This window comes from Shewanella loihica PV-4 (assembly GCF_000016065.1).
In the GTDB taxonomy this organism is placed as follows: domain Bacteria; phylum Pseudomonadota; class Gammaproteobacteria; order Enterobacterales; family Shewanellaceae; genus Shewanella; species Shewanella loihica.
Window position 1 is genome coordinate 3,837,701 of record NC_009092.1, and the last position, 18,463, is coordinate 3,856,163.

Consider the following 18,463-nt stretch of genomic DNA (forward strand, 5'->3'; position numbering starts at 1 on the left):
TTAGACAGGAGAGACCACGAAGAGTAGCTCGCCCTGTGAAACCTGCTGACCATTGCTGTTCAGGATACGCTCGATGCGGTACTGCTTATCCTCTGGATAGAGCACGGCACCCTGACGGTTGAAGCCAGCCAGTGTCACCTGAGAGAACATCTTCATCGCTTCGGTCAACGCCAGTGTCTGATCCACAGTCACTATGTCGCCTTCCTTAACGAAGTCGGCTTCACCCGGCGCTGGAGAGGTATAGAAGATACCTGCACCCTGAGCCAGAACCTTAAGCTCGTTACTCTCACCCACACGCAGCGACTCGGTATCGACGCCTACAGTCTCTGCGGCGGCTTCCATCTCGGCGATCAGCGCTGGAATATCCAGCTCAGCCATGAAGCGTGGCAGGTAGTTGGTGTCGTATACGCCTTCGTTGAAGGTGCCATCTTTCAGGATACGAGTCAGCAGTGGGATGTTGGTCGCGATGCCCTTGATCACTACTTGGTTTGCCAGGTAGTCATGCAGCTTGTTGATCACATCCTCACGGCTCTCACCACGGCAGATGATCTGAGCGATCAGGCTGTCGTAGTATGGTGAAACCTCTTTGCCTTCACCGGCGATAGAGATGATCTCGATATCGTCACGCTCTGGGATCACACACTCGGTGATCATGCCTGGATGTGGCAGCAGTTGCAGTACGCCGTTGCTGTCCAGTGCGGCCTTCTCGGCAGTCACACGAACCTCGATGGCGTAGCCGATCTCTTGTGGCTCAAGATCTTCTATTGAACGACCGGCGGCGATGTCGAAGCCTGCGCTCACGATATCGATACCTGAGGTCGCCTCGGTCACAGGGTGTTCAACCTGCAGACGCGTGTTCATCTCCATGAAGTAGACTTCGTTGGCATCCAGGTTGTAGATGAACTCTACGGTACCTGCGCCCATGTAGTCTGTGGCGTCACCGAGGGCGCGGGTGTATTCCATCACCTGCTGCTTCAGCTCTTCTGGCAGCATGGTAGAACCAGACTCTTCGATCACCTTCTGGTTGTTACGCTGTACCGAACAGTCACGCAAACCCAGTACCTTGGTGTTGCCAAACTTGTCACGCAGCAGCTGCACTTCGATGTGACGCAGTGAGGTCACATACTTCTCTAGGTAGAGGTCGCCGTTACCGAAGGCCGCAGCCGCTTCGGTAGAGGTCTTCTGGAACAGAGAGATCATATCTTCTGGACGTTGAACGACCTGGATACCCTTACCGCCACCACCTTGTACCGCCTTAAGCAGCACAGGGTAGCCGATTTCGTTGGCCACGTTCACCGCCTGCTCGGCATTGGTCAGAATACCGTGGCTGCCAGGTACTACTGGCACATTTTGCGACTGCGAGGTCTTAATCGCGTTCGACTTGTTACCCATAGTCGTCATTGAGTGCACACTTGGACCGACGAAGTTAACGCCGTTGTTCACACACAGGGCCGCAAACTGCGGGCTTTCCGACAGGAAGCCGATACCAGGGTGCAGCGCGTCGACTTGCTCATATTCGGCAACCTTCAATACCGAGTAGGCGTTTAGGTAACTCTCGTCTGAGGTGTTACCACCGATACAGACCAGCTTGTCGTTTTCGTTCAGCATGTCGGCCGGTACTGAGGTCATGTCAGGATCTGACGCCACCAGTACCACCTTGATGTTGTTGTCGTGTGCCTTGCGGATCAGTTTCACCGCAGTACAGCCACGGGCGTGCACCAGTACCTTATCGATCGGCTTCATCAGCTGACGTGGATCGTCCTGTACCAGCTCTTCCTCGGTGATCAACATCTCAGGCACCAGGGTCGAAATGGCGTTACCAATCACATCCACTACCTTAGCCGTTGGCTTAGGCATCAGCGGATCGATACTGCTGAGCTGATCGTCGATAGTGTCGCTAAATGGGTTGGTGACCAGGGCGTTCATGGCGCCAGGTACCTTAGACAGATAGTTCGACAGGGTCGAGGTAGACGGCAGATACGCAGGGACAACCATCTGACCGGCGAACGGCATGTTGGTGCCAGAGAAGTAGTAAGTCTGTACTAACGGGTGAGTCACGAAGCTCGCCTGTGCACCACCGGTACAGTCACCGAAACCAAACATCAATACCGGCAATTCGTTATCACGAACGAAACGGGTAATACGGTCGTTCACTACCGCCATAGAGAAGAGCGCCGCAGCACCTTCTTTGGTCTGCATACCGCCTGAGCTGATAAAGCAGATCACCGGCAGCTTACGCTTGGCACACTCGATCAAGAGCGCTGAGAACTTCTCGGCAGAAGCCATATCGAAGGCACCAGCCTGGAAGGCGGTGTTAGACACGGCCACACCAACGCGCATGGTTTGTCCATGGTGCTCGAAGTCCGCAGTACCTGTGATCAGGCCGCAAGGACGGATACCCTTGTCTAGCGCGTCTTCGATAGAGAGACGGAAGCCTGGGAAGTTCAGCAGGTTAGCCGACATCTTGTCGCCGTTTAGCTCTTCAAACTCGGTGAAGAACTTGGCAATCACATTTTCCCAGCTCATCTTACCGGCGCGCTTCTCGTCACGCAGTACCTTCTGGATCAGAAGATCCTGATAACCCATGGTCAGACGGTTCCAGAAGTCTTTACGACGACCGATACGCACTGGGTTGATGGCACCCGTGTACTCGCTGCTCTCCTCTTCGCTGGCGAAGTATTCAGGCAGCAGACGCTCGAAGAAGTAGGTCAGGATAACGAACAGAGAGTCGTTAAGCTGAGGGAAACCGACACTCTTCCACTGCTCAGTCTTGGTCAGCAGATCGGCGCGGTTAGACTGAGACATGAAGTACTTCAGCCACTTGTAGAACTTGTTCTTATCGTTAGCGGTATCTTGCTTAGAGATAGCGCGGTCAATAGAGTCATGTAGCAGGCCGTCAACCGAGGCGCGCGACAGGCTCTTAGACATCATGGCTTCTTTCGCGATAGAGGCAAGGTTACCCACGACGTTGTCGTACAGCGCGTTGAAGATCAGGATGTTATAACATTGCCAGATGAAGTCTTCGCGCAGCTCTTCGTGCACGATCACATCCAGAACCGTCAGCTGGTTCAGCTCAGGCCAATCTGCCTGAGTCACCTCGTCTGGAAGGCTCTCTAGATAATGGATTAGCCCCTTGAAGTTGTTCTCGGCGTTGCTCTTCCATCTGTGGTACAGCGACCAGCCGATGTTGAACAACAGCGCCTTACGGGCCTTCTTATAGTTTTGCTTCGGCTCACCCAGGATGAGACGAGTCAGCATGTTACGCTCTGTAGAGACTTCGTCACGCTTGGCGGTGAAGTTGCTCCACAGCTTGTTCAGCTCTTCGTCGTATACCAGTTTATCTGGGCTCGACAGCCAAGACTGGAACACCTTGTCCTGTTCCTGCTGAATACGCGCCAACAGATCACCCTCAGGCACACTCACCTTAGACAGGCGACCATATTGCTCCTGTGAGATCGAATGGATACGGCTACGCAGCGTCAGGTAACGCAGGTAACGGTATGAGCTACCAAACAGGTTGAGGTGCATGGTGGGGTTGTTAGCCACCGACAGTTCGGCGTGGTGCTCAAGCGCTTCGAGGTTCTTAGAAGGCTCAAGGAAACGGTGAAGACTGCGGTCGTAGTGCTCACGCAGATCCTTAGATTCGCGTACAAACTGTACCGCCGCATGCTCAACGGCCTCGATGCTGCTGATGATAGCGCGGCGTAGGTTGTGCTGACGCTCATCCTTGTCAGATGGCGAGAAGTCGATGATGCCATCGATACAACCTGAGGTGTACAGCTCCTCTGGTGACACACCTACCGACTTAGCACACTCCTGCCAAGAGAGGTTGTACTTACGCGCAATGCTCTGTAGACCCTGTGGCTGGATGGTGTTGAAGATACCGTCACGTAGCGACAATAGAATGTTAGCCGCAGCCAGTGGAATAGCACCACCAGAGTAACCGGCACCGATAACGATACCTACGGTAGGTACGTCGACGTTAGCACTCTCGGCAATCGCCTTAGAGATGGTGTGCGCCTGGTTTTGGCTGTTGGCTATCTCCCCCGCATCGGCACCCGGAGTGTCGATGAGGTAAACGATAGGCATTGAAAGCTCGGCAAAATGACGAATGGCCGTGCAGGCCGCCAGGTGATGCTCTGGCATCCAGGCACCATTACTTGTGCTACGTTCCTGGGCGATAAAACCTATGCGGCGAGTACGAGATCCAAAATTCAGTTCGATCTCGGCACTATAAAAAGGCCCCATATGTTTTTCGACAATTAACTTGCCTTTCAGATCCGCAATCACGCGCTTGGCGCCTGGGCGGCTCTTGTCTAAGGTAGGTTGAATGACTTTGGCCACGTAGCCGTCAACATCCAACTGTTCTAACTCTTTTAAGTTAGCTTGAATTTCATCGTCGCTGAGCAGACCCTTGATCTGCTGTGAAAGGCTCTGCTTACTATGCTTAGGAAACAGAGAAAAATCCTGTGCCAAATGTTCAGCTTGAAGAAAAAGCGGATCGGCTGTTTGAACCTGAGTCGTGTTTGTGGGCTGATTGTTGCTGGTCATCAATAGATCCTCTGCTTTAGCCTCTAAAATTTTTAGCCCATAAATATAGCTTTGTTATAGGGTCAAATGCTATTAAACTGGCTTAGACGCTTTGTTCCATATTTGAGACAGTGATAAATAATGCCAGATTTAAACGGTATGATGCTCTTTGCGGCCGTCGTTCGCGCCAAGGGTTTCTCCCAGGCTGCTCGCAATACGGGCATGCCAAAATCAACCATTAGTCGTAAGGTGGCTCAGCTCGAAGAGCAGCTAGGCGTGCGCCTGTTGCAACGCGATACCCGCAATCTCAGCCTGACTCAGGTTGGAGCGCTTTTTTACCAGCATTGCAGTAGTATTAGCGATGAAATCGAGGCTGCCAAGGCAACCATAGAAAATACGCATAATGATGTATTTGGTTCACTGCGCATCGCCATTCCGGTTTCCTTCAGTCAGGAGCTTATCGCCAGCCTCTGTAGCAGCTTCATGCGCCTCTACCCCAACGTGGATCTCGACGTCCAATTTACCGACAGTGATGTGGGCCTAGTGGGCGAAGGCTATGATATCGCCATCAAGTATGGGCCGCTGCAATCATCCGACTTAGTCGCCCGCCTGCTGTTTGAGCGTCAACCCATACTGGTGGCTAGCCCTGGTTATCTCAAGGCCAACGGCACCCCGGCGACACCTCAGGATCTCAAAGAGCACAGCGGCATACTGCTGGGGACCTCGCGCTCGGCCCCCATCTGGCCCCTGGGCAAGGGGGAGCGCAAGACCATGGTCAACTTCAAGCGTAAGGTGAGGGTGAACAGCGCCATCATGGTCAAACAACTGGTGCTGGACGATTTCGGCATCGCCATGCTCTCTAATTCAGTATGTAAGAACGAGCTGGCCGGTGGCAGCCTGGTGCCGCTACTGCAGGAGTGGCCGATGGAGCCCTTCAAGGTCTATGGCGTCTATTCCAGTCGCCGACAGCTGGCCACCAACATCAGCGTCTTCCTGGATTTCTTCACCAAGCGCTTCAACAGCCACGAGTCGCTTCAGTCTCTACTCATGTAGCTAACCTCTGCTGATATGGGCCATCTCCGCTGACATAGGTTCTCACATCCAGCCCTTGGCTTTTAAGAGATGCTTCACCACCCGCTTACGCAGCGCTAAGTCTTTATCTGAGGTGATATCCATATTCATGGCGAAGAAGTAAGTGTTCTCTTCGCGCTCGAGCCAGCCGACCCACCATCCCAGTTTCTGCCCCTTGCGCACACCATAACCCGTCTTGGCCCTTAGTACCCAATCGCCGTTGGCCTCGTTAAGCATCATGGTCTTAACGATGCGCTGACTGCGCTCTGACAGGGGAAGTCGATTGTGATACAGACGCCTAAGGAAGTGCACCTGCTCGAGAGCCGATATCGCCAAGTCACCGTCGAGCCAGAAGCTGTCCAGCCCGCCGCCGATATTTGCGTTACCATAATCGAGATTTTCCAGCCCACTGGCCATACGCTCGGCCCCCAGCTGCAACGCCAATTTTTGATAGATGGGTACCACGGAATACTTCATCGCACCAATAAAGTTATGGTCGCGATTCCAGGGGCTATATGTGCGTTTCACCCCGTCCCAGGCAAACCGGCTATGCTCATCTTCTACTATCCCCGCCTCTAGCAGCAATAGGCTGTGGGGGATCTTAAAGGTGGAGGCAGGAATATAAGGATGCTGGCTGCGGGCGGCGTCGTTAGTCAGCAGCTTCCCCCCTTTATCATCCAGCAACACCATGACGCCTTTCGCACCCACGGCATCGAATACCGCCTGTATCTCACCATCCAGCCTGAGCGCCCCGGCCGACTCTTGCTCTGCCGCCGGTTTATCAGGCCCAGTTTGAGGTACTGCCGCCGCGCCGCCAGCCCAACTTAACAAGGCCAGGCTGAGCAGCCCCAGATACCCCAGCGAACAGAGTAGCCGATAGCCTAAGCCAGCACTAATACCAGAACCTAGACCACAACTAAGACCGGAACGAAAGCCACAACTAAGACCAGACTCCGAGCTAACCCGCATTTTCATCTTCCCCCCCACTAATCCGCATAAAATCCCTGCCTCGAGTCTAGCAACTTGCCCCTGCGCCCGTGGGGGCAAACTCATGATGATTTGTGTCAAGAATCTGGCATTTTATCAAGCCATCTCAAGTCTTTATTTGCAGACTGTTGTCGTGCATACTCAGTTGTTGACTATAATAAATTCAAATTGATAACCACCCTGAGCCATCATTGCCCAACATCAGCCTTAGGCTGAGTGTAAGGTTAAGAGGTTTTTGCAAAGGAACCATGTCATGCGTAAAACAGCCATAGCCCTGGCGATGACCAGCTTGCTGAGTAGCAGCGCCTTCGCCGCTCTGGATCTCGAAGAACTGCGCCTCCCCAAGGCAACCCAGGCCATGCCCGACGTCGTCAACCGCTATCAAGCCCTGGTCGATAGCTTGGACGACAAGTATCGTCAGCAGAAAGATGAACTCATCATGACACAGATGGTGGCCCACCAAGGCGAGCGCCTCTGGCAACAGGCCGTGAGAGACGTGCAATCCGGCGGTCAGGACGACAGATCCCTCTACTGGAGTCGTCTGGCGATGAAGAAGACCCTTAAAGAGTCTAAGCCCGCCTTTAACATGGCCGACTGGCAGCGCAGCATATTACTCAAGGCGGTAGAGAAATCTTCCCGCGGCTTCAGCGACATCCACTTCGATGACGACAGCCAGATCCGTATTCTGCTCACCGGCTTCGATCCCTTCTTTCTGGATCGCAACATAGATCAGAGCAACCCATCTGGCTTAACCGCGCTGGCCCTGGACGGCTACAAGTTTAGCGTCGACGGCAAGAAGGCCCAGATAGAGACGGTAATGATCCCGGTGCGCTTCGCCGACTTCGATCAGGGGATCATCGAGTCCCTGCTCACCCCTGTCTATCGTGAAAACAGCGTCAATGCCATCTTCACCGTCAGCATGGGCCGTGACGACTTCGATCTGGAGCGCTTCCCCGGCCGCAACCGCAGCGCGGCAGCACCCGATAACCTCAATGTGCTGACCGGCGCCACGGCCCAGTCACCACAGGCGCCTATGTTCGATGGCAAGCCACTCTATGGCCCAGAATTCGTCGAGTTCTCGCTACCTGTCGGTGCCATGCAGTCGGTCAAGGGCAAGTGGAAGATCAATGACAACCACACAGTGACCACGCTATCGAGAGGCGAGTTCGACGCCAGCTCGCTGAGCGAGCTGCAAAACACGACTCAGGTCAATGGCTCGGTCAATGGCTCGGGCGGCGGTTACCTGTCCAACGAAATCTCCTACCGCGCGGTGCTTCTGGGACAGCGTTTCAACAGCGGCATCAAGGTCGGTCATATCCACACCCCAAGGGTGAAGGCCTATGAGGCAGAGACGGAGATGGCGATCGTTGATCAGGTCAAGGAGATGGTCAAAGCCGCAGCAACCCGGCTATAATCACTCCTCCTGAAAACGCCCGCTCTCTTGGCGGGCGTCTATCACCTAACGCCTAGGGCCTGTTGACCATTCATGTTTCGACGATTGCAATCCCTGTTTCACACGCCTCCGCCAGAATCATCCAGGCTTACCTCCAAAGCGTCTAAATCAAAAACGTCTAAGCCTCCAGCAAACAGTACCGAGCTTAACGCGCATCAGCAGCTTATTCTCGAGGCCGTTGAATCTTGCTATCAAACGGCAGAGGGGCAACTTAAGCGCGACTTTCAGCGCCCCGAGGTGAACTTCAAACTCAGGGGCAAGAGCGCCGGCACCGCCCATCTGCAGCTCAACAAGCTGAGGTTCAACCCTGTGTTGTTAGAGGAAAACCTAGATGAGTTTATCCGGCAGGTGGTGCCCCACGAGATCTGTCACCTGCTCGCCTATCAGCTCTATGGCCGGGTCAAACCCCACGGCAAGGAGTGGCAGGCCTTGATGGTGAAACTCTATGGCCTGACCCCCAGCACCACCCACAGCCTGAATACCGACTCTGTCGCCGGCCGAACCTTCGACTATCGCTGCCGCTGCGGCGTCGTGCCGCTGAGCATTCGCAGACACAACAAGGTGCAGCGCCAAGAGACCCAGTATCGCTGCCGCCGCTGCCATGAGACGCTAAGCCTCCTAGATGGCACAGACGGCGAGGCATGATGAATCCGGCTTAACTTGCCTGATCTGAGTCGATTCCCGTAGAATCGGCTTGAATTAGGGCGCCATATTCAGCGATACAAGATGAGTGGGCGCCATCATATAAGTTGCCACCAAGCCGGCCAAATAGAGAGCGCGGCAGAGATAGGCGACGAATTTTTATTTTTAGGGAATAGATGTGCTAACTACCTCATTGAGTTTGAGGCCGCTGCTGCGCGGCGCCTTGGCGTTGCTGGCGCTTGGCTTTACCACGGGCGCCCTCGCCTCCCATCCCACCAGTTTTAATCAGGCCAAGCAGGTCGCACGCAGCATCTACAGCGAGGCGCTACCGGCCAAGAGCTTCTACTGCGGCTGCGACATCAGCATCTCGGGCAAGTTGTGGCAGCCCGACTTCGAGCGCTGCGGCTATCAGGTGCGTAAACAAGAAAAGCGCGCCAAGCGTATCGAGTGGGAACACATAGTCCCCGCCTGGGAATTTGGCCACCAGCGCCAGTGCTGGCAAGAGGGCGGTCGCAAAAACTGCGGCAAGACAGACAAACAATTTAAGAAGATGGAGAGCGACCTGCATAACCTGGTACCCGCCATCGGCGAGGTCAATGGCGATCGCAGTAACTTCCGTTTCAGCCAGTGGAACGCCAAGGCTGAGCAATATGGCCAGTGTGCCATGGTGGTCGACTTCAAGGGCAGAAAGGTGGAGCCTCCCAGCCAGACCCGCGGTCAGATAGCCCGCACCTATCTCTATATGCAACAGGCCTATGGCCTCAAGATCGCCAAAAGTCAGCTAAAACTGTTTCAGGCATGGGATAAAAGCTATCCAGTTGATACTATTGAGTGCCAGAGAGACGCCGCCATCGCGGCCAAACAGGGCAACCACAACCCCTTTGTCCAGGCCCAGTGCCAAAAACGGACAGATACCCAGCGTATCGCGGAGTAATGCATGAGAATTCCAAGGATCTATCAGCTCGGCAACTATGACCTTAACCAGCAGTTGATGCTGGACGAGGAAGCCGCCGGCCACGTCGGGCGCGTATTGCGCATGGGCGCCGGCGAGCAGCTCGAGCTGTTCAACGGCGATGGCCACAACTACCTGACCGAGATCGTCACCGCCAGCAAGAAAAATGTCGAGGTGCGGGTCCTATCCAAGGAGGCGAACGACAACGAGTCGCCCCTCAACCTGCATCTGGGTCAGGTGATCTCCCGCGGCGATCGCATGGACTTCACCCTGCAAAAATCGGTCGAGCTGGGGGTCAATACTATTACCCCACTGTTTTCCGAACGCTGCGGCGTCAAGCTGACCGGCGAGCGTCTGGAGAAGAAGATCCAGCAGTGGCAGAAGATAGTGATCAGCGCCTGTGAACAGTCTGGCCGCAGCACGGTACCAGAGGTGAGACCGGCGATGCAGCTCGACGACTGGTGCGGTGAAGCCACCCAGGCCCTCAAGCTCAATCTGCACCCCAGGGCCGACCATGGTATCAATGGCCTGGTGATGGAGACTCCAAGGGTACGTCTGCTGATCGGCCCCGAAGGCGGACTGTCGCCCCAGGAGATCGCCATGACAGAGACCCATGCCTTCACCGACGTGCTGCTCGGCCCCCGCGTATTGCGCACCGAGACCGCCGCCCTGACGGCCATCAGCGCACTGCAACTTAAGTTTGGCGACCTGAGCTAAAAGGCTCGGCCCTTAGCATTAACAAAAGGAAAGATGAGATGATAAAGCTTGGCATAGTGATGGATCCCATCAGCGACATTAACATCAAGAAAGACTCCAGCTTCGCCATGTTGATGGCGGCGCAGTCGCGCGGCTATCAGCTCTATTATATGGAGATGCAAGATCTGGCCATGGTGAACGGCGTGGCCATGGGTAACATGCGTCGCCTCACGGTGAAGCAAGATCCCCAATCCTGGTACCAACTGGAAGAGGCCGTCGATACGCCGCTTGCAGATCTCGACGTGATCCTGATGCGTAAGGACCCGCCATTCGATACTGAGTTCGTCTACGCCACCTATATGTTGGAGCGCGCCGAGGAGCAAGGCACGCTGATTGTCAACAAGCCCCAGAGCCTGCGCGACGCCAACGAGAAACTGTTTACCGCCTGGTTCAGCGAATTTACTCCAGACACAATCGTGACCCGCGATGCCCAGCGCATCCGCGCCTTCTACCAGGAGAAGGGCGATATCATCCTCAAGCCGCTGGATGGCATGGGCGGCAGCTCTATCTTCCGCGTTAAGGCACAGGATCCTAACCTAGGGGTGATCATCGAGACCCTCACCAACCATGGTCAGCAATATGCCATGGCCCAGGCCTTCATTCCGGATATCACCGCCGGCGACAAGCGCATCCTGGTGGTAGATGGCGTCCCTGTGCCATACAGCCTGGCGCGTATTCCCCAGAAGGGCGAGACCCGGGGTAACCTGGCCGCCGGTGGTCGCGGCGTCGCTCAGCCCCTGTCTGAGAGCGACTGGGCCATCGCCAACGCCATCGGCCCAGAGCTGAAGAAGCGTGGCCTGATCTTCGTCGGCCTGGATGTGATCGGCGACAAGCTCACCGAGATCAACGTCACCAGCCCGACCTGTATCAGGGAGATCGAGGCCGCCTTCGACGTGGATATCACAGGCATGCTGATGGACGCCATCGAGGCCCGTGTCGGTCGTTAATCTGGAGCCAAGATGAAACTAACCCGCTTATGTTCCCTCCTCTGCCTGGGTGCCGCGCTGGTATCGGGCAGCCTCTGGGCCGACAACCTGCTCGGCCCGCAGACGGCGCCGAGTCGTCCCAAGAATATCGTTATCATGGTGGGCGATGGCATGGGCCCTGCCTACACCAGCGCCTATCGCTACTATCAGGACAACCCCAACACCCAGGAGATAGAGCAGACGGTATTTGACCGCCTCTTGGTGGGCAACGCCAGCACCTATCCTGCGCCCGTCAGCGGCTATGTCACCGACTCGGCGGCGGCCGCCACCGCCCTGGCCACAGGGGTGAAGACCTATAACGGCGCCGTGTCGGTAGATATCGATAAGCGCCCTGTCCCCACCCTGCTGGAGCTGGCCAAGAAACGCGGCATGAGCACAGGCGTGACAGTGACCAGCCAGATCAACCACGCCACCCCGGCCGCCTTCTTGAGTCACAACGAGAGCCGCCGTAACTATGAGGCTCTGGCCCAGAGCTACCTGAGCACAGATGCCGACGTCATGCTCGGCGGCGGTCAGAAATATTTTTCTGACAAGCTGATCAAGCAGTTCGAGGCCAAGGGGTATCGGGTACTCAAGGATTCAGCCCTGCTGGAGGGTGTAACCCAACCTAAGGTGATGGGTCTGTTCGCCGACGTACAGCTTCCCTGGGCGATCGATGAGCCGGAGGCCAGACGCCTGAGCACCATGACCGCCAAGGCGCTGGAACTACTCTCCCAGAACGACCAAGGCTTCGTGCTTCTGGTAGAAGGCAGCCTGATCGACTGGGCCGGTCACAACAACGATATCGCCACCGCCATGGCCGAGATGCATGAATTTGCCAGCGCCATCGAGGTGGTCGAGCAGTATGTGCGTCAGCATCAAGATACTCTCTTAGTCGTCACCGCCGACCATAACACCGGCGGTCTCTCAATCGGCAAACAAGGCGAGTACCGCTGGGACAGCCAGATGCTGCGCCAGATAAGCGCCAGCCCGACACAAATCGCTAAGCAGGCATTGGCCCTGGACGAGTGGCGAAGCGGCGTGAGCGGCGCCCTAGGTTTTACCCCGAGCGATGACGAGTTTAGCGCACTGGATAACGCCAGAATGCAGGGCGAGCAGGTGCTGACCACCCAGCTTAAGAAGCTAATTGACCAGCGCTCCAACACAGGCTGGACCACGGGCGGTCATACGGGAGTGGACGTGCAGGTGTTTGCTGCCGGCCCGGCCTCATCTCTGTTTGCCGGCCATCAGGACAATACGGATATCGCCCATAAGCTGATCAGTCTGCTACCTAAAGCGGCTAAAGCTAAGCCAGAAGCTAAACAGGCTCCTGCTAAGCCTCTAGAACCTAAGGCGGCTAAGCCTGTAGAAGCTGAGCCTGAAGCGGCGCCGCAGGAGACTGAGGTGAAAGTTGAGGTTGAGAGCAAGGCCAAGGATCTCATCGACTCACAGGTATTGCCGAAAGAAGATGTGAAACCGGCTGCCGAGGGACAGTCTGCCGCCAGCGACTCTAACGCTAAGAAGATGGACGCCAAGCAGACGCTACAGCAAGCAGAAGATCTGCTTAGCGAGGGCGCCGAGAGTCAGTCCGCCGCCCCCGTGTCTCAGGTAGACAATCAAGACTAAGCGCTACTTTTCACTAGCTACTTATACTAGCATCACGCGCTAGCTTATCCTCACTAGCTCCCCTGCCTAGCCAACTTAGGTTGGGGAGCCTGGCTGATGGGCCACAAGCGAGTCTCCTCTATCTCCTGCAACACCTTAAACACCGACGCCACATCCAGTGGCCGCGAGAAGTAGTAGCCCTGACCTAGCTCGCAGCGCTGACAGCTGAGGCACTCCGCCTGCTGCTGAGTCTCTATCCCCTCTGCCACCACCTGACGCCCCAGGTTATGGGCCAGCTCGATCACTGTGGTGATGATATGGGCATCGGCCTCACCATCGAGCACATTGGCGGTGAAACAGCGATCTATCTTCAAGAGATCGAAGGGCAACTGCTTGAGATAGCTCAGCGAGGAATAGCCGGTGCCGAAGTCGTCGATGGCGATCCTCACCCCCAGCGCCTTGAGCGCCGCCATGGCCGCCATGGCCTGCTCTACCTGCTCGATCACGCTCTCCTCGGTCACCTCAAGCAGCAGGGACTGAGCCGAGATCTGCTGCGCCTCCACCTCCTGGCGCACCACGTTAAGCAGATCAGGGGCCAGGAAGTGTTTGGCCGACAGGTTGACCGCGATATAAAGCTCGGGCCAGCCGGCCGACTTGAGCTGGGCGACTAACTCCGAGGCCTTACGGATCACATAGTTACCCACCTCGATGATCGCCTCGCTATGCTCGATATCGGGAATGAAATCCCCCGGCATGATGAGGCCGCGCTCGGGATGGAACCAGCGGATCAGCGCCTCGAAGCCGCGTAGCCTGCCCGAGGGCAGCTCGACTATGGGCTGCAGGAAGAGCACCAGCTGCTCCTCGTTGATGGCCGCCCCTATGCTCTGCTCTATCATGAGGCGGTTATTGGCCTGATGTAGCATCTCTTCGCTGAACACCCGGTAGTTGCTGCGACCGGCACTCTTGGCCTGATACATGGCCAGATCCGCATGCTGAATAAGCTCCTCCGCCCTGAGCTGCGAGGTGTTGCAGTAAGCCAGGCCAATACTGGTGGTGACGATCAGCTTGTGACTGCCCAGCACAACGGGATGCTGCAGGGCCGAGAAGATCCTGTGGATCACATTGCTCACCTCCTGCTCGTCGCGCACCTGCCTGAGCAAGATAAGAAACTCATCGCCCCCCTGACGGAACACAGTATCCATCTCGCGCACGCTATTGGTCAGCCTGGCGGCCACTATCTTGAGCAGTTCGTCCCCCTGAATGTGCCCAAGGGTGTCGTTGATCCGCTTAAACTCGTCGAGATCCAGGAACATGAGCACCACACAATCTTCCTCGCTGGCGATACAGGCGATGGCGGTCTGCAGTTCGTGGTGCAGCATGGCCTTGTTGGGCAAGCCCGTCAGGGTATCCAGCATGGCGAGCCGCTCAAGCTCATGGGTGTACTCGTCCACCTCGTTTTCCATCCCCTGCATGTTGTCGGCTAGCTGTCGGGTCGCCAGATGGATCAGGTCCACCTCGTCGGGAAACCAGGATGGCTTTCTCGGCAGGCTGGTGCGTACGCTGCCAAAGTCGTGGTCCGCCAGCAGGGGCAAGAGGCTGGCGTGGCGCGCCAGGCTGACGACTGGCGACCAAGCCACTAACAGCACCAGACCGGCGGCCAAGATCAGCCCCACCAGCAGGGTGCCAACCATCCCCAGCTGAAAGGTGGATAGCATCTGCTGCCACTGCTCCAGACTCATCAACACCACTATCGCCGGAGCATTTTCCACCTTATCCAGCGGGAAGGACCACACCGCCCAGTGGCTGCCCTGATAGCTATAAATGCCTTCTCCGAGGGAGATCTGCTGCCAGGAGTAGCTACCGGCCATGTGACTCAGCAGGGCGAAGCTGCTGGGGCGGTTGCTGATACTATAAAGATGACGCCCCCACAGAGGGCCTGGCTCGGCGCCGCGAGACTGGGCGCCTAACACCGCCAGCTCGATCGACTTGTCGGTGCGAAAATGACTGATCACCTCGGTGAGCGCCGACTCGAAGAAGAACAGATGGGGCTTGCTGTTCACCAAGGTCGGCACCAGCACCTGGATCACACAGTCCTCGACACACACCACCCTGGAGGTGAGTTCATAGGAGGCCTCACTCTGCATCAGCCACTGGAGATCGTCCTGAGAGTGTGGCTCGCCCGCGTGGGCCAGTCGTTCACCGTTTAGCTGATACAGGCCGAAGCCCTTGAGATCCCAATAGAGCTGTACGTCGGGCCAGTTCTCACTCAGCAACAGCTGATAACCCTCGGCACCATCATCGCCCTTGGCATTGGCCACAAACCCAAGCTGCATCGCCGCCTGCAGCGAATGTTCCACCGCCGTGCTCATGGAGAAGGAGAGGCTCTGGGCCAGCTTGTCCCGCTGGGCCTCCAGTAACATCTTCTGCTGGTTCAGTAGCTGCTGGTAGGCCAAGGTACAGATCACCCCACCCACCAGGGTCAAGATCAGAATCACCGCGATGAGGAGTTTCCATTTGATACTCAAGAAGCGATTGGGGTGATTCACTATCATGGGATCACCACTGGAACTTGTAGGATATTTCGATGGCAAACAGCGACCAGTCCTTGTCCTGCACCGCCGGATTCGGCAGCAGGATAGGCGTCACCCAGGCGGCGCCGCGTACCTTGTGGTATTCCGCCGCCACCATCCAATCTTTCGCAGGCAGCCAGCGGGTCCCAATGGTCCAGTCGTGGGCGTAGCCGAAGTAGCCGGGCAGCCCTCGTTCGGCCAGCTTGTCGCCATCTGGGTCCTTCTCATCCTGTACCTGATGATCGTAGCGAACAAACACCTCGACATCCCCCGGCAGATAGCCGCGCACATCCAGGTAGTAGCCATAGCCCCTCACCTCATAGATGCCCAGCTCAGGCGGCACAAACACCCCGCCCACATAGCGATCCCAGTGCAGGTATTCGCCGGTAAATTCGAGGAAGTTAATCCGGTACTGGGCCGACACTATCCAGTGTTTGGATCGCAGGCTGCCATCGGCAAAAGGTCCCCCCAGATGGGACTGATAACGACTCTTGGCGTCGAAATAGGTGAGCCCTAGCCTCAGGCTGTCGTCCTGATACTCGAGATCCGCGCCCCAATAGCCATCGGCATCGAAGCGGCCAAACTCCTCTGAGCCCACCACGTTACGGGTCAGATCGTCAGAGGTTTGTGCATCCCCCAGAGTCAGGTGCCATTCCAGTGAGCCGTCCAGCAGTGGATGGCCACCAAACAGCTCGCCGCCAGTGATATGCAGCAGGGCATCACGAAGATAGTCGCTATAGACAGACTGGGGCAGCAAGATCCCCGGCCGGGTAAAGGAGACATCCCGGGTACTGGTGTAGAAGCCGGCCTCACTCTTAAACAGACCGCCCCTGGCCCCCACATACCCCTGATCTAAGATGAACTTATACTCGGCAAACAGATAGTCGGCGGAGAGACCTGACTCATCCAGGTTCCCCCACTGGCGATAACGGGCGGCCCCCGCCACACGGAAGTGCTCATCCGGCATCCAGGAGAGGTGCAGCGCCGCCTCGGTGACATCGAAAGTGTCTCCCGACTCGCCAACGATAAACTCGCTGCCATCGGCTGAAATATAGCCCTGACCGATAAAGCCATTGACCTGCCATTGATTGCTTTGAGCCTGTGCGGCAAGGGGCAGGCAGAGGGCCATCGGCAAACCTAAGATGCCTGCCAATAGGGTTAAGCGACTAGTGCTCGGCTTCATCTTGTCCTCCTTGACGCTCGATACCAACCTCGACGGCCAGCGCGCCGCCACCACCAGACACATAGCCTATTGCCCCGGGCGTGCTGGCCACCTTCTCGCGCATCTGCGCCTCGGAATCCAGGGTGACCGGCCGCTCGCCGACGCCGGAAAACACCAGGCGGTCCCAGCGATGACGCAGCACATAGGGCATCATTTCCAGCTGCTGATAGCAAAATTCTTCATGTATGGGGGAGTTGCTGGGGAGGACGAAGACCTGGATCTTCTGACCGTCGGACCAATAGAGCTTCTGCATGGCGAAGATCAGCTTGAGATCTTTCGGGGTGATGTCGGCGATCTCCACAGAAGAGTTGACGATCACCTGAGCGGCGAAAACGTTAGCGCAACAAAGGCCCAGTAGGCACATCCATGTCGACAATCGCCGCATCCTCGCTCCTCTATCTCCTATAGACCTCAGTTATGCGCCAAATCTCACATAACAAAGGATATTTATCCTCTAATGAGATATAGCTTAGGCAAGAATCGGCAAACTGGCATAATAAATGTTACTGATAATATAGTGGCTTGGGCTATAATTGCCGCAAATTCCCCTTTGGCCTGTGGTTGCGCGTGTTATCTAATCCTTCTCAAGTCGTCCTAAGAAATATCGAACTGTTTGAATCAAAGAATGTTTTACTCATCAATCATGAGTGCGATCTTCTGGCGACGGCCCTGTTGGAAGATGCCGCAAAAGTCACGACTCTGGCCCTGGATTTCAACCATTTTCAACGCATCAAAAGCCATGAAAATGCCCGTCTGCAGTGCCATTTCGGCCATCAGCTGCCATCGACGCAAACTTTCGATGCCGTGGTGCTCTTCTACCCCAAATCTAAGAGCCTGGCACCCTACCTGCTCAACCTGGCCGGGCGCCATCTGATCCCGGGTGGCGAGCTGGTGATCGTCGGTGAGAAGAAGGGCGGCATCCGCTCTATCACCAAGCAGCTGCCTGACTACTTCGATGGCGGCATCAAGCTAGACAACGCCCGTCACTGCATGCTCTACAGCAGCAGCCTGCTAAGCGAGGCGCCAGAGATCAAACTCAGCGACTGGGTCAAAGACTATGTGCTGAGCACGCCGCAGGGGGAGCTGACCATCTGCAACCTGGTGGGCGTCTTTAGCGAGAAGCGACTCGACGAGGGCACAGAGCTGCTGCTTGAGCACCTGCCCACACTTAAGGGGCGCGTGCTCGACTTTGGCTGCGGCGCCGGGGTGATCACCGCCGCGCTGCTCAAGGCCAATCCAGATCTCGAACTCGAGTGCGTCGACATCAACGCAATGGCGCTGGCCTCCTGCGAGCTGACCCTGGCGGCTAACGGCATGCAGGCCAAGGTCTATGCCTCGGACGGCCTGACACAGACCCAGGGCATGTTCGACGCCATCATCTCCAACCCACCGTTTCACGATGGCTTGGACAGCACCACAGAGATAGCGACCCGCTTCGTGCAGGAGAGTGAGGCCCAGCTTAAGTCTGGCGGTATTTTTCAGATAGTGGCCAACCGCCACCTGCCCTACAGTGACACCATAGCCAAATTCTTCAAAACCGTGAATGTGGCTGCCGAGAACAACAAATACAAGATCTACGCCAACCGCAAGGCGTAACTTGCTAAAAAAACACTGTTTAATCTGTTGTTTAACGCCGGGATCGCCCGACTTTTTTCGCACGAGATCTCATTTCAATCATGCGCTTCATCTACATCATAAAATAGGGCTTCA

The 18,463-nt window shown here is 56.2% G+C and carries 12 protein-coding genes and 1 pseudogene; 8 read left to right on the forward strand and 5 right to left on the reverse strand.

The window, feature by feature from the left end; all coding sequences use genetic code 11:
- Positions 1 to 4,551 (reverse strand): ATP-binding protein, encoded by a 4,551-nt coding sequence (locus SHEW_RS16650; RefSeq protein ID WP_011867014.1) that lies wholly within the window; start codon positions 4,549 to 4,551, stop codon positions 1 to 3.
- 120 nt (positions 4,552 to 4,671) lie between these two features.
- On the opposite strand from SHEW_RS16650, the gene SHEW_RS16655 reads away from it, so the two are divergent.
- Entirely contained in the window at positions 4,672 to 5,583 is a 912-nt protein-coding gene (locus tag SHEW_RS16655) for a LysR family transcriptional regulator (RefSeq protein ID WP_011867015.1), read from the forward strand.
- Between the two features lie 42 nt (positions 5,584 to 5,625).
- Here SHEW_RS16655 and blaOXA read toward each other — a convergent pair whose 3' ends face one another.
- Positions 5,626 to 6,432, reverse strand: coding sequence for a class D beta-lactamase (gene blaOXA / locus SHEW_RS16660; RefSeq protein WP_011867016.1), 807 nt, complete (start codon positions 6,430 to 6,432; stop codon positions 5,626 to 5,628).
- A 409-nt stretch (positions 6,433 to 6,841) separates the two neighbouring features.
- Between blaOXA and SHEW_RS16665 the strand changes: the two genes are divergently transcribed.
- The 6 genes and pseudogenes from SHEW_RS16665 to SHEW_RS16690 form a co-directional block, all read left to right on the forward strand.
- Positions 6,842 to 8,002, forward strand: a complete 1,161-nt coding sequence (locus tag SHEW_RS16665) for a PA0049 C-terminal domain-containing protein (protein ID WP_011867017.1) — start codon at positions 6,842 to 6,844, stop codon at positions 8,000 to 8,002.
- A 72-nt stretch (positions 8,003 to 8,074) separates the two neighbouring features.
- Positions 8,075 to 8,686, forward strand: coding sequence for a SprT family zinc-dependent metalloprotease (locus SHEW_RS16670; protein ID WP_011867018.1), 612 nt, complete (start codon positions 8,075 to 8,077; stop codon positions 8,684 to 8,686).
- A gap of 196 nt (positions 8,687 to 8,882) precedes the next feature.
- Complete coding sequence (locus SHEW_RS16675; protein ID WP_398351660.1) at positions 8,883 to 9,617, forward strand: endonuclease; 735 nt, start codon at positions 8,883 to 8,885, stop codon at positions 9,615 to 9,617.
- A gap of 3 nt (positions 9,618 to 9,620) precedes the next feature.
- Entirely contained in the window at positions 9,621 to 10,352 is a 732-nt protein-coding gene (gene rsmE / locus SHEW_RS16680; protein ID WP_011867020.1) for a 16S rRNA (uracil(1498)-N(3))-methyltransferase, read from the forward strand.
- A 38-nt stretch (positions 10,353 to 10,390) separates the two neighbouring features.
- Positions 10,391 to 11,338: a glutathione synthase gene (gene gshB, locus SHEW_RS16685; RefSeq protein ID WP_011867021.1), complete on the forward strand. Its 948-nt coding sequence runs from the start codon at positions 10,391 to 10,393 to the stop codon at positions 11,336 to 11,338.
- A gap of 12 nt (positions 11,339 to 11,350) precedes the next feature.
- A pseudogene (locus SHEW_RS16690) lies at positions 11,351 to 12,667 on the forward strand (alkaline phosphatase); the annotation flags it as partial.
- A 368-nt stretch (positions 12,668 to 13,035) separates the two neighbouring features.
- On the opposite strand, the gene SHEW_RS16695 reads toward SHEW_RS16690, so the two are convergent.
- From SHEW_RS16695 to SHEW_RS16705, 3 genes are read right to left on the reverse strand one after another with little or no spacing between them, the layout of a single operon-like run.
- On the reverse strand, positions 13,036 to 15,513 hold the full coding sequence (locus tag SHEW_RS16695; protein WP_011867023.1) for a putative bifunctional diguanylate cyclase/phosphodiesterase: 2,478 nt from the start codon (positions 15,511 to 15,513) through the stop codon (positions 13,036 to 13,038).
- A gap of 4 nt (positions 15,514 to 15,517) precedes the next feature.
- The gene (locus tag SHEW_RS16700; protein ID WP_011867024.1) at positions 15,518 to 16,714 is read right to left on the reverse strand and encodes a hypothetical protein; all 1,197 of its coding nucleotides are present in this window, start codon (positions 16,712 to 16,714) and stop codon (positions 15,518 to 15,520) included.
- A complete protein-coding gene (locus SHEW_RS16705; protein WP_011867025.1) occupies positions 16,698 to 17,138 on the reverse strand; it encodes a type 2 periplasmic-binding domain-containing protein in 441 nt (146 codons plus the stop codon). The genes SHEW_RS16700 and SHEW_RS16705 overlap by 17 nt, the downstream gene beginning before the upstream one ends.
- Before the next feature lie 182 nt (positions 17,139 to 17,320).
- Here SHEW_RS16705 and SHEW_RS16710 point away from each other — a divergent pair, with 182 nt between their 5' ends.
- The gene (locus tag SHEW_RS16710; RefSeq protein ID WP_011867026.1) at positions 17,321 to 18,349 is read left to right on the forward strand and encodes a methyltransferase; all 1,029 of its coding nucleotides are present in this window, start codon (positions 17,321 to 17,323) and stop codon (positions 18,347 to 18,349) included.
- Positions 18,350 to 18,463 lie beyond the last annotated feature (114 nt).

Bases quoted from the DNA above. Each gene is read 5' to 3' on its own strand.
- SHEW_RS16650 (WP_011867014.1), bottom strand. From the start codon at position 4,551: ATGACCAGCAACAATCAGCCCACAAACACGACTCAGGTTCAAACAGCC.
- SHEW_RS16655 (WP_011867015.1), top strand. From the start codon at position 4,672: ATGCCAGATTTAAACGGTATGATGCTCTTTGCGGCCGTCGTTCGCGCC.
- SHEW_RS16665 (WP_011867017.1), top strand. From the start codon at position 6,842: ATGCGTAAAACAGCCATAGCCCTGGCGATGACCAGCTTGCTGAGTAGC.
- SHEW_RS16670 (WP_011867018.1), top strand. From the start codon at position 8,075: ATGTTTCGACGATTGCAATCCCTGTTTCACACGCCTCCGCCAGAATCA.
- rsmE (WP_011867020.1), top strand. From the start codon at position 9,621: ATGAGAATTCCAAGGATCTATCAGCTCGGCAACTATGACCTTAACCAG.
- gshB (WP_011867021.1), top strand. From the start codon at position 10,391: ATGATAAAGCTTGGCATAGTGATGGATCCCATCAGCGACATTAACATC.
- SHEW_RS16695 (WP_011867023.1), bottom strand. From the start codon at position 15,513: ATGATAGTGAATCACCCCAATCGCTTCTTGAGTATCAAATGGAAACTC.
- SHEW_RS16700 (WP_011867024.1), bottom strand. From the start codon at position 16,714: ATGAAGCCGAGCACTAGTCGCTTAACCCTATTGGCAGGCATCTTAGGT.
- SHEW_RS16705 (WP_011867025.1), bottom strand. From the start codon at position 17,138: ATGCGGCGATTGTCGACATGGATGTGCCTACTGGGCCTTTGTTGCGCT.